This window comes from Sphingopyxis sp. USTB-05 (genome assembly GCF_023822045.1).
In the GTDB taxonomy this organism is placed as follows: Bacteria; Pseudomonadota; Alphaproteobacteria; order Sphingomonadales; family Sphingomonadaceae; genus Sphingopyxis.
Genome location: NZ_CP084712.1, coordinates 4,492,045 through 4,502,604, shown reverse-complemented (window position 1 = coordinate 4,502,604; position 10,560 = coordinate 4,492,045). Strand labels below are relative to the sequence as shown.

The following is a 10,560-nucleotide window of genomic DNA, read 5'->3' as shown; positions in this document are numbered from 1 at the left end:
ACGTCGGCACGACGTATAAGCGCGCCCTCACACGATTTCATCGCGCTCGGGATCAGGTCATCTCACGGAATTCCAGGACCTTGCGGGGCCGTGAGACTCGGCATAGCTGGTTCGTCCGATCCCATGAACATGGAAGGACAAACGATGCGTAAACCCCGCGATTTTGATGCCGAACTCCAGGCACTGACCGACAAGGCGAAGGCGCTCAAGACGAGGAAGCAGGGCCAGTTCGGCGAGTTGGTCATAGCAACGGGTGCCGACGCCCTGTCTATCGAGCAGTTGGCAGGTGCGCTGCTCGATGCCGTGGGCACCGACGCGGCGCAGAAGGAGGCGTGGCGCAAGAGCGGCGCGGCCTTCTTTCGCGGAGACGGCGCCCGCGCTCGCAAAGGCCCTGGCCGGAACGCGGGCAGCGCATCGGCGAGCGGTGCAGGCCCGCAACCGCCTGCAGGCGAAGCGGGCACGGCATGACACGCGCGAGTGGCAGGTGAAACGACGCGAACGCACCCGCCAGCTGATCGAGCTTGGCGGCCTGATCGCCAAGGCGGATCTGATCGAGCTCACCGGCGACGATCGCGCCGTCATTCTCGGACTGCTCGTCGCTGCCGCCGCGACGCTGCGCGGCGAAGCGCGCGAACAGCACATGCTACTCTGGCGCCGCCGGGGGCGGCGCGCGTTCGCGGCCGCTCCGTTGGACAATGCAATCAGTGCCGGGTGAAGTGAATCATCGACCAATTATAGCCAAGCGCGCGAACGCGCGCTTCGAGCTCGTTCAGAAGCGCCGCGCCAGGCTTGGCGTTGCGCGTGAGAACCCAAAGATAGCGCCCCGACGGCTCGCCGACGATCGACCATTCATAATTGTCGCCATGGTCGAGCACCCAGTAGTTGCCGTAGAAGGGACGGAAGAAGGACACCTTCAACTTGGCGTTCGTCGCCTTGTCCTCGATCCTGGCCTTACCGACGGATTTGCGCAGCTTGCCATTGGGGCCACGCTTGCGACCCTGGTTGACGACGCAAACAGTGCCGTCGCGGTTCAGCGAATAATCCGCCGTTACGGCTTCCAGGCCCTCCTCGAACGATGCGTCGTAACGATATTGCTCGTACCAGCGACCCATATATCGGTGGAGGTCGACCGCCTTCGCGGGGTCGGGGACCGAGTAGTTCCCGACCGGTCCGGGGCGCGGATAATATTTCCAGAGGAGGTAGGCGAACGGCGCGGCGACGGCTGCCGCCGCACCGGCGGCAAGAACGGGCTTCTTCATGGATACTCCGTGGAAAATTGGTCCACGGTCTTACGCGCGAAACCGAGGTTCGTTGCCACGCCGACGGCGCGACTACGGAGGACTATTTCGCTTTTGCGCGTCCGCGCGGGGCAGGCTTGCGGCCGCTGCCGCGGCCCTTGGTGCCAAGGCCGATCTGCTTGGCAAGTTCGCGGCGCTTCTCGGCATAATTGGGCGCGACCATCGGATAATCCTTCGGCAGGTTCCACTTCGCGCGATAGTCATCGGGCGTCATGCCGAACTTCGTCATCAGATAGCGGCGCATCATGGTGAGCTTCTTGCCGTCTTCAAGACAGACGATGTAATCCGGCTTCACCGACGAACGAACTGACACGGCGGGCTGCTGCGGTTCGGGTTCCGGCTCGGCGTTCGCGGAAAGACCAGCGAGCGCTTCGTGCACCGACCGGATGACCAACGGAATGTCGGAAATCGCCACGCTGTTGTTGCTGACGTGGGCTGCGACAATATCAGCGGTCAGCGTGACTAGCGTTTCATGATCTTCCAAATCGATATCCTTCTCTATTCGGCGGCGCGGTTCGCGCTGCCGAGCGCCGCGATATGATCGCGGCAAATTTTTCCGACGAGGCCTTCGAGCACGGCGACGCGCTCACCGATCCAAGCCAATTCCTCGGCGCTGATCTTGTAGTGCGGCGAGTAGCGTGCGTTGACATAGGCGAGCCGCAAAAGCTCGAAGCAACGGCGACTGAACTTGTCGTCGCGCGGCCATGCTTCAACCAATTCAGGCGCAATCTGCTCGCATTGCGACCGAAGGAAATTAAGCCGGTGCGATTTGGGACTGTAGAGAGACAGCACGAGGAGCGCGCAATGATAGAAGCGCTCCGTGGCCTGATGGAATAGAAACGCCGCTTCCTTGTTTCGGGCCTTCGATAGAGCGTAGGCTGCCGTGTCGCGAAATCCCGACGCAGTACCGAACCATTCTTCAAAGTGCTTTTCTGCTTCAACCAGCGCTTCGTCGGCAGGCAGATTGCGCGGTTGTGCAAACTCATATCCCTCGGCCTCGTAGAGCGCGATGCCCTGCTCGACGATATCGACAAAGAAGGGACGCCCGCGCTCAAGCTGCGCGTTCACATCTTTCAGAGAGTGAACGATGAAGCTGACCGGCGCGGTCAGCGTGTGGTTGATCGTGACCTCGCGCATGAGGCGGTCTTCGGCCGCCGACCAATGTTCGAACTCGGTCAGCCGTTCGTTGTTCACGACGACGAGGATGTCATAGTCCGACTGGTAGCCGCCGACGGGATCATCGACCCAGTCGCCGCGCGCATAGCTGCCGTAGATAACGATCTTGAAAATGCGGCCCTTGCGGTTCCAGTCCGAGTTGCCGCGCGCATGCGCGATTTCGAATTCCTCGAACAGGATGCGCACGACATCGGCAAGCTCGCGCTGCTTGGATTGCGGGAGATGATCGAGACCTGTTCGCATCCTTTTCACCCTGTAAGGCGGCGGGCCGGATGGCAAGCGCCATCCGGCCCGCCGCCGATCAAAGCCATGGCCAAACCAGATGCGGGAAGCGCGCATGGAGGCAGCGCGACCACATGCCAAGCGCGCAGGCGAAGTCGTGGGTGACCTCATCAACGGTGATACCGTGGCGCGACGCCAGCTCCTCGTAAGGCGTTTCATCGAAGCGGATCGACAGGAAGATATCCCCCTGACGCGCGGTCATCTTGCCGAGCGCGATCACCATGCGGCGTTCGGCGTCCTCGATGGTGACGGTCGAAAGATCGCGGCGCCTCATTGTCCCGCTCCTGCGAAGGCAAGCAGATAATCGCTAGCCTTGCTCGCCTGACTGGCGGCGCGGAAGATCGCCTTTTCGTCGCCGCGCAATACCGACAGCCACGACGCGATATAATCGGAATGACGAACGGTCGGCGCGATGCCGAGCGACGCACAGGTGAACGCCGACGCCATCTCGGCGACAAGTTCCTCCTTCGCGTAGCTGTCCGATCCGAACCCGCCCTTCTGGTCGCGGTCCAGACGGCTGCCGTGACCGGTCCAATGACCAAGCTCATGCAGCGCCGTCCGATACCAGTTGATCGGCTCATGAAACGCTGCCTGCGGCGGCACAGCCACAAAATCATGGCTCGGGCTGTAAAAGGCGTCACCGCCGCCAATCTGGAAGCGCGCGCCGGTCGCGGCGATCAGCGCATCGGCCGCGCCGACGGCAATCACCTGATCGGGACTGACCATCGGCGTGATATAGGCCTCGGGCAGTCCCTCACATTGATCAACATTGAACACGACGAAGCGCTTGAGGAACGCCACCTGCCGCGCCTCGCGTTCGTCGCCGCGCGCGGCTTCGGCTTCCGCCTTGGGCGTGAAGCGATCGGCATAGCAGATGACCGTGCCCTTCTCGCCGCGCCGGACATTGCCGCCTGCGGCTTCGGCCTGCCGGTAAGTTAGCCAGCGCTGCGACGCATAGCCCTTGGCGACAACCTCGGCCCACAGGATCAGGACATTAATGCCGGTATAGCGCCGCGCGGTTCCGGCATTTTGCGGCATGGTGCATCCACATGCCGCGCTGTCCCAAGGCTGCACCCATGGCAGCCGCCCTTCTTCGAGCTCCACGATGATCCGGTTGGTGACCTCCGAATAGAGGCTCGCCCGTTCGATTCTTTCCTTGCGCATATCCTTGCTCCTTCCAGCCACCGCACCCCGGCCCGGAAGGGGGCGGAGGTGGGCGGCAGGAAGGAGCCGGCAGACCCGCATCATCGGGCGGGCTGCATCCGAAGGACCGGAACGAAGAGGAGGACCCGCAGGGTTGCGGCCCGACCGGGCGGGGCTAAGGCGAGTGACGCCCACCTCCGTCCCCGCAGCGCCGGGACATCTACGCCGCCGCAACGCGGCGACCGAATGCGCGCCAGCGGCGCCCTCGTCCCACGCGAATCAGATCATCCCCGCGCCGGTTACGGCGCGACATTTTGAGCGCGGCCGTCGCCGACGGCCTCATTTCCCTTCGGGCGGCGTCATCCGCGAGACGCTGTGAGAAAAAAAGTTCGAGCTACGCCAATACAGCCCGCGAACCTCCACGGACGCCCATGGATGCCCACGGCTCTACGCCATCTTGCGATAACAAAAAGGGCGGGTTTCTGCGGCGTTGACGAACGAAGCCCCGATCCCCTTCTATGATCTCCCGTCGCAATATGATCCCCCGACATATGGAGAATAATCGCATGGCATATCAATCTCCCCTCCGTCTCATGCGGCTTACCGAAGTCCTCGATCTCACCGGGCTCAGCCGCGCCACCCTCTATCGCAAGATCTCCGCCGGGACCTTTCCGCCGCAGCATAAGCTCGCCGAGCGCTGCTGCGGCTGGCGCGCGGGCGAAGTCGAGCTCTGGCTCCGTGATCCCGTCTCGTTCACGCTCGCCGACCTCGAGCGCTATCGCAACGCTGCCTGAAGGCCAAGCATGGCAAAGCCCCGCGCCGCATATTTTCGGCGCGGGGTGGAAGCCTGCCTCAGTCGGCGGGGTTCCAGATCAGCGCGTAACCGTCCTCGCCGTCCTGCCCGGCCGCGCGGCCGAGGTTCGCATAGAGGCGGCGCGGTCCGAACTCGGGCGCCGCGAGGCTCAGCGAAACATAGGGTTCGCCCGAAACTTGTCCGACGCGGATCCAGCCGGCACCGATCTCGACGCCTTCGGACCAGACCCGGTAGTCGGGCTGGACGTCGCCGCTCTTCGAGCGGTTGGTCCGGATTTCGATCGCTGCGCGGATCGAGAGGGTCTTGAGTTGGCCCACGAAACCCGTTTCGATGGTGCCGTTCACAAAGCCGATAGCTGCCATTGGTCGTCTCCTTGAAGTACCGCGGGACCATCCCTGCGGCATGGGGCGGACCAGGAACCGGCGCGTAAGGCGTGCCGGGAACCCGAAGGGCCGAAGCGAAGCGGAGGAGTGCGGCGGCGCGATTATTTGAAGCGAAGCGGCCGCGAGGAGCGTGCGCAGCACGCGGGGAAATAATCGCGCCGCCGCGCTTTCGCGGGACGCCGCGCCGGTTCAGGTCACATCGCCCGTCGCCGGGATGGTTCTGCAGAACAGGTGGAGCGTGCCCGCGCTATCCGCGTGAACGATCAAACGAAACTTGAGTGAGAAATGCGATCTAACCGCGAACTGTGGCTACGATCAGAGCGGCCGCGCCCGAGTGGCAGTCCGTCTTCCTATCGGCTTATACCGCGCGGCAAGAAAACCATGTCCAAGGCATGCGATTTGGCGTTTTCGTACAATCCCTGGGTCAGAAACGATATTATCGGGCTCGCCAACTTCCGTCCGGGCTTGGCGATTAGCGACCCCGGCAAGTCAGGATGGAGGGGCGAAGGATGCAGCATCCTCGTATGGGCGGCGCGAAGGCAACTTCGCGTCGCCTCTTTCTTTGGCTGAACCGCGGGCCGTCGCCGCTTGCGGCGGCGGCGCGCCCAAGTCATGAGCGCCGCGCCGGCCAACAAGGCCGGCGCGTCATTTTGCGCCCGCAGAAAAATAAGGCGGGCGACCAAAGCCGCCCGCCGTCTTCTCATGCTGCCAAAGGCTGTCCGTCTTCTGCATCGGGTTCGGACGCTGCCGGAGCCGCAAGCTCGTGCGCGACTCGCCGCGCCGATTTGACGCTGCCGACCCCGCCCCGCGTCGTATAGGCCGAAGGCGGAAACGCCATCCATTGCGGCACCCACGGTTGAGCCTTCGTCCGACCGTTTGACCCTTCAAGGCAATCGGAGACGATGGCCTTCAACGCCTTGCCCTTCTCACCGGCGTTCGCTGCGGCGACCTCCGGTCCCGCAACCTCGCCGACGATGGCGAGCAGAACTTCGCGGTCGCGAAGCTGGTCGAAGAAGGCCCCGTCCGCCGACCAGTGCTGGCGCATGTCCGTGCCGAGATGGAGCCCGATCATCTCCACCGCCTCGCTTCCTGCCTGCAACGTCTCCCCCATGACGATCGCCACAATCTCCAGCACCACCGGATCGGGAAGGTCCAGCAGCCGCGCGAACAGCGGGGCAAAAGGGGGACGGTTCATTGGCCTTCCCGTGACGGTCGGTGCGTCCTCGTCGAACCCGAGCACCGCGAGCACAGCACGGCGCTTGAGGTCGAATGCAGTTTCTGCGGAAGACGTCTCGACGCTCTCGGCAATATCCTCCTTTGGCGCCCGTTGGCCCTCGACATCGACGCGCCAGAGGTCGGCCCCCGCGATGACATGCGCGAGCATCGCCCGCAGCGCGACGCCGCCATGCCCTGCCAGATCGGCGCGCACCGCCGCATGGCGGTGGAGGTCGATATAGGCATTGAGCGGACCCGACACTTCGGCACGAACGGGCTTGGCGGTAAGGGCATCCCCGTCCTCGCTCCCACCTCCGCCCGAAAGCCGCTTCGCTTCTTTGGTGGTGACAAACCCCTCGTGGAAAGTCACCTCGCCGCTCTCGCGAACCTCGACATAGATGCGGCCGCCCTTGCGCTTGCCCGCATGAGTGTAATCCCACGAGCGGAACCAGTCGCCCCGCGCCATGACGGAAACATCTGACCATCCGGCTTCGAGATACTCCGCCTTGCGCGCCTCGATGGCGGCGGTCTGCGCCGACCAGAAGCCATCGGCGTCGGCAAAGAAGCTGTCCTCGCCGAACAGGTCAGACACGACTGCAAGCTTTGCTTCCTCGGCATCGAACAGGGCATGCTTGACCGCGATAGCCGTGCCGCCGAACAGCCATGCTTTCAGTTGATGGCCGGTCGGACAATAGGCGCCTTCATCGTCGAACAGCGCGAGCCATGACTTCTGCTGGCTCTTCGATGCAAGGGTCAGATGCCGGACGGTGCCCGCATCAATCTCGCCGCCGCGATAGAGGGTGCGGATGCGCGGGAGCAGATTGCCAAGCGCAAGGATGCGCTTCACCGCGCCCGGCTCGAACCCGAAGCTGTCCGCGACCTCTTCGACCGACCGCCCCGCCTTGACCAACGCGACGAACGCTTCCCACTGGCTGACCTCGTCGGGCTGCACCCGCGCGAGATTTTCGAGCATCGACGCTTCGAGCGCATCGGCATCATCACCCTCGTCGAGAATGGCGCAAGGGATAGGCTTCACCGCCCCGCCCTCGCGCGCGACGGCACCAACGGCGGTAAAACGCCGACGCCCCGCCACGATCTCGTAATGGCCTTCCGAGCAGTTCGGACGGACAAGCAGCGGAACGAGCACGCCCCGCGCGCGGATGCTCGGCATAAGGTCTGCGACGTCGGGGTCTTTCCCCTTCCCGCGCATGTTGGCGGCAGCGATGGACAGGTTGCCCAGTTCAATGAAATCCAGCTTCATGACTTTCTTCCTTCTCTCTTCAACCACACCCGGCCCCGGACGGCGGGGCGGGCGGCGAGAAAAGGCGACGGGACCGCGCCAAAGGACGGGGCGCACCCGAAGGGCCGTAACGAAGTGTAGGAGCCGATGCGCAGCATCGGCTTGCGGACCGGCCGAGCGATCCCATAGCCGTGCGCCGAACGACCCGTTGTCCGTGGCCGGCCCAACGACAACGCCGCCGTGCGGTCAGCGCGGCGTCCTCACCGGATAACAAATGCGCCCTTGGCGAAGCCGCAGGCGGGGCGGCGTGCGCGCGCAGATGTGCTTCGCGGCCGCCCCGTCAAGACCAGCGAGCCAAGAGCGCCGCGCGGCCCACCGTGCAAACGCGCGACCTCTGGCGGCAGCCTGCCGCCGCCAGTGCGCGCTCATTCCAGGCCGCGCTCATTTAGAGCTCGGCGTTCGCCGTGATGTTTCGAAGATGCGGCGAAATTCGCTTTCGCTACCGGTGTCGGCAGGTCAGCTGGTGAGTCCGGATTGAGCGAGGCGACGGATCGACTCCGTGGTCAGCAAAGTTCGGGTCCCGATCTTGATCGCATCGAGCGATCCCGATTTGATGAGAGCATAGACAGACGACCGGCCAATGCCGAGCGCCTTGGCAGTTTCGTTGATCGAAAGGACGAGGGGTTCCATGAGGGTCTCCGTGTGTGACGATTGTTGGCGGGAGACAGCTCAGGTTGCACATGATTGTGCATGGGTCGTCCGGTAACGCGAACACCAAACAAATCTGCGAGCGGTGGGAGATTTCGGCAACCGTGCGCTACCGATTTTGGCGCTTTTCGGTCAGTTTTCGCTATCTCCTGAAGCGTCCCGTCTAGCCGGCGCCCCGATTTATTTTTACCGCCGCGACGATGTTTTTCGCAAATGCCCGCAGGCGGGTGTTCTCCGGAACGCGAATATCATTGTCATGGTCCTCGCTCGGTTCGCAGCGATCTCTAATAAGGTCCATGACCGCGCTTTCAGCACGATATTCATCTGGATCGATCGCGCGGAGCGCGGGGTGCTCGATCAAGGCCAGCAGCATCGCCTCATAATCGTATTCCTTCGGGCGCCCTCCGCTGTTGGGCCGCACTTTGAGCGCCCGGATGATCTCTTCCGGTTCGGCATCGACGAAGATCTGAGCGCTGAACCAGAAGCCGCGTGGCGGAAGCACGATCGCCCGGTCGCTGGCGACTTCCGACAACAGCAAGCCTCGCAGCCGCCCGTAAAAGTGGCGGCGATGGACCGGACGCCGCATGCCTTTCCGGTCGTAGTAATAGGTAGCCGGGGCAGTTCGGCGGCCTAGATAGTCGAAAAGCTTCTCGAGCGTTTCGACGGTCGAACGGCGGCTGCTGCCATAGACGGGGGTTCGCTTCTTTTCGGCAATCCCCAATCCATATTGGAAATGCCGCCAAGACGCCGCGATGCAAGCAGCCATCGCGAGCAGGGCGATCATTGCCACCGAAGCCGCCTGACCGATGTCATCCCCGTTCAATACCGCCGCGCCCCAAACGACCAGGACGAGCAACAAAAGAAGAATACAGAGCAGGAATGACGTAGCTAGGACAAGGAACCGGCGCCTGACCGCGCGCTCGATGGCGACGGCGACGCGATCGACCTCGTCTAACCCCAGCTCCTCCTTGTCCTTGGCGTATAAGAGGCGAGCGGCAATCCGCGCGAGACTCCGATGTGCATCGGTCGGCCGATGCCATATCCCGGTCGGGGCTGTGGTCTCGGCGACGGGCATCGATTTCCTCCTTCACGCAGATCGTCGAGATAGTCGCTCCACCATTGGGCCATTTCGACGCGTTCGGCCCAATAGGCCGACTGATTGTAAATGCGGCGGACAGTGCCCCCGACCGCATGCGCCAGCGCACGCTCGATCGCGTCGGGATTCCAATATCCCGATTCGTTGAGGAGCGATGATGCCGACGTGCGAAAACCATGCGCCGTCATCTGATCCTTGGGATATCCCATGCGCCGCAGCGACGCGTTCAGCGTATTGTCGCTAATCGGGCGCGAACGGGTGCGCACCGATGGAAAGACAAATTGGCCCGATCCCGACAGAATCCGCATGTCGGAGAGAATCGCCAAGGCCTGTCGCGAAAGAGGCACCGCATGCGGCTGGCGCATCTTCATCTTGCCCTCGGGGATCGTCCACACCGCCTTGTCGAAATCGATCTCACTCCATTCCATCTGGCGCATCTCGCCGGGGCGCTGGAAAAGATGGGGCGTGAGCTTCAAGGCCGCCATGACGGCGGGATCACCTTGATAGTCGTCGATCGCGCGCAGCAACCCGCCGAACGCAACCGGATCGGTGATTGCCGGAAAATGCTTCACCTTCGGAATAGTCAGCGCACCAATCAACAACTGTGCGGGATCGCGATCAGCGCGCGCAGTTGCAACAGCATATCGGAACACGCGACTGACGAATGATCGGAGGAGGTTGGCGGTTTCAAGCCGGCCCCGACGCTCATGCTTACGAAGCTCATGCAAAATCTCATGCGGAGTGATGTCGGCTATCGGGCGCCTGCCGAACTCTGGCCCGAGCAGCTTCACGAACCAATGCATCTTTTTCAGCGTCGGCGCGGCCAAACCTTCGCGCGTCTTTTTCTGAATAAGATCGTCTGCAACATGCGCGAAGCTGTTGCGAGCGCGCACGGTCGCCTCAATTCGCGCTTCGCGCTTCGCGAAGTTCGGATCGATAGAATGCGCCACTTGCTTGCGAGCAGCATCGCGCGCCTCGCGAGCTTCGGCCAAACTGATTTCGGGATAAGATCCGAGCGCCAGCTTCCGCTCCACGCCGTTGATTCGATATTTCAGCCGCCAGAGCTTGCTGCCAGCAGGGTTGATCTGCAGATATAGTCCTTTGGAATCTGCAACCTTATAAGGCTTTTCTCTGGGTTTAGCATTGCGGATTGCGGCATCTGTCAGAGCCATTTGGGGGCCTCGCGCAAATGGGGGCCTCGGCTG

Annotated in this window: 12 protein-coding genes; 3 read left to right on the top strand and 9 right to left on the bottom strand. The window is 62.9% G+C overall.

Annotated features, from left to right (window positions below; genetic code table 11):
* Positions 1–144: 144 nt before the first annotated feature.
* Positions 145–468 carry a conjugal transfer protein TraD gene (locus KEC45_RS20990; RefSeq protein WP_152682490.1) on the top strand — a complete coding sequence of 108 codons (324 nt, stop codon included), beginning with the start codon at positions 145–147 and terminating at the stop codon, positions 466–468.
* A gap of 16 nt (positions 469–484) precedes the next feature.
* The gene (locus KEC45_RS20985) at positions 485–715 is read left to right on the top strand and encodes a conjugal transfer protein TraD (RefSeq protein WP_062185658.1); all 231 of its coding nucleotides are present in this window, start codon (positions 485–487) and stop codon (positions 713–715) included.
* Here the strand turns inward: KEC45_RS20985 and KEC45_RS20980 are convergent.
* The 5 genes from KEC45_RS20980 to KEC45_RS20960 form a co-directional block, all read right to left on the bottom strand.
* On the bottom strand, positions 702–1,259 hold the full coding sequence (locus KEC45_RS20980) for a lipocalin family protein (protein ID WP_062185659.1): 558 nt from the start codon (positions 1,257–1,259) through the stop codon (positions 702–704). The two genes, KEC45_RS20985 and KEC45_RS20980, sit on opposite strands and share 14 nt — an antisense overlap.
* Before the next feature lie 82 nt (positions 1,260–1,341).
* Positions 1,342–1,788 (bottom strand): MucR family transcriptional regulator, encoded by a 447-nt coding sequence (locus KEC45_RS20975; protein ID WP_083436067.1) that lies wholly within the window; start codon positions 1,786–1,788, stop codon positions 1,342–1,344.
* An 8-nt stretch (positions 1,789–1,796) separates the two neighbouring features.
* On the bottom strand, positions 1,797–2,717 hold the full coding sequence (locus tag KEC45_RS20970; RefSeq protein ID WP_062185661.1) for a nucleotidyltransferase and HEPN domain-containing protein: 921 nt from the start codon (positions 2,715–2,717) through the stop codon (positions 1,797–1,799).
* Positions 2,718–2,775: 58 nt separating this feature from the next.
* Positions 2,776–3,030, bottom strand: a complete 255-nt coding sequence (locus KEC45_RS20965) for a hypothetical protein (protein ID WP_062185663.1) — start codon at positions 3,028–3,030, stop codon at positions 2,776–2,778.
* On the bottom strand, positions 3,027–3,920 hold the full coding sequence (locus KEC45_RS20960; protein ID WP_252171280.1) for an ArdC family protein: 894 nt from the start codon (positions 3,918–3,920) through the stop codon (positions 3,027–3,029). Before KEC45_RS20960 ends, KEC45_RS20965 begins: the two co-directional genes overlap by 4 nt.
* Positions 3,921–4,465: 545 nt before the next feature.
* Here KEC45_RS20960 and KEC45_RS20955 point away from each other — a divergent pair.
* Positions 4,466–4,693 carry an AlpA family transcriptional regulator gene (locus tag KEC45_RS20955; protein ID WP_062186950.1) on the top strand — a complete coding sequence of 76 codons (228 nt, stop codon included), beginning with the start codon at positions 4,466–4,468 and terminating at the stop codon, positions 4,691–4,693.
* Positions 4,694–4,751: 58 nt separating this feature from the next.
* Here the strand turns inward: KEC45_RS20955 and KEC45_RS20950 are convergent, their stop codons facing one another.
* From KEC45_RS20950 to KEC45_RS20935, 4 genes are all read right to left on the bottom strand, one after another.
* Positions 4,752–5,075 carry a DUF736 family protein gene (locus KEC45_RS20950; RefSeq protein ID WP_062185668.1) on the bottom strand — a complete coding sequence of 108 codons (324 nt, stop codon included), beginning with the start codon at positions 5,073–5,075 and terminating at the stop codon, positions 4,752–4,754.
* Positions 5,076–5,796: 721 nt separating this feature from the next.
* A complete protein-coding gene (locus KEC45_RS20945) occupies positions 5,797–7,572 on the bottom strand; it encodes a ParB/RepB/Spo0J family partition protein (RefSeq protein WP_062185670.1) in 1,776 nt (591 codons plus the stop codon).
* 495 nt (positions 7,573–8,067) lie between these two features.
* A complete protein-coding gene (locus tag KEC45_RS20940) occupies positions 8,068–8,241 on the bottom strand; it encodes a helix-turn-helix domain-containing protein (protein ID WP_062185672.1) in 174 nt (57 codons plus the stop codon).
* 969 nt (positions 8,242–9,210) lie between these two features.
* A complete protein-coding gene (locus KEC45_RS20935) occupies positions 9,211–10,527 on the bottom strand; it encodes an integrase arm-type DNA-binding domain-containing protein (protein WP_083435983.1) in 1,317 nt (438 codons plus the stop codon).
* Positions 10,528–10,560 lie beyond the last annotated feature (33 nt).

Excerpts from the sequence above, each read along its gene's own strand:
- KEC45_RS20990 (WP_152682490.1), top strand. The coding sequence starts at position 145 with ATGCGTAAACCCCGCGATTTTGATGCCGAACTCCAGGCACTGACCGAC.
- KEC45_RS20940 (WP_062185672.1), bottom strand. The coding sequence starts at position 8,241 with ATGGAACCCCTCGTCCTTTCGATCAACGAAACTGCCAAGGCGCTCGGC.
- KEC45_RS20980 (WP_062185659.1), bottom strand. The coding sequence starts at position 1,259 with ATGAAGAAGCCCGTTCTTGCCGCCGGTGCGGCGGCAGCCGTCGCCGCG.
- KEC45_RS20960 (WP_252171280.1), bottom strand. The coding sequence starts at position 3,920 with ATGCGCAAGGAAAGAATCGAACGGGCGAGCCTCTATTCGGAGGTCACC.
- KEC45_RS20965 (WP_062185663.1), bottom strand. The coding sequence starts at position 3,030 with ATGAGGCGCCGCGATCTTTCGACCGTCACCATCGAGGACGCCGAACGC.
- KEC45_RS20955 (WP_062186950.1), top strand. The coding sequence starts at position 4,466 with ATGGCATATCAATCTCCCCTCCGTCTCATGCGGCTTACCGAAGTCCTC.
- KEC45_RS20950 (WP_062185668.1), bottom strand. The coding sequence starts at position 5,075 with ATGGCAGCTATCGGCTTTGTGAACGGCACCATCGAAACGGGTTTCGTG.
- KEC45_RS20945 (WP_062185670.1), bottom strand. The coding sequence starts at position 7,572 with ATGAAGCTGGATTTCATTGAACTGGGCAACCTGTCCATCGCTGCCGCC.
- KEC45_RS20935 (WP_083435983.1), bottom strand. The coding sequence starts at position 10,527 with ATGGCTCTGACAGATGCCGCAATCCGCAATGCTAAACCCAGAGAAAAG.
- KEC45_RS20970 (WP_062185661.1), bottom strand. The coding sequence starts at position 2,717 with ATGCGAACAGGTCTCGATCATCTCCCGCAATCCAAGCAGCGCGAGCTT.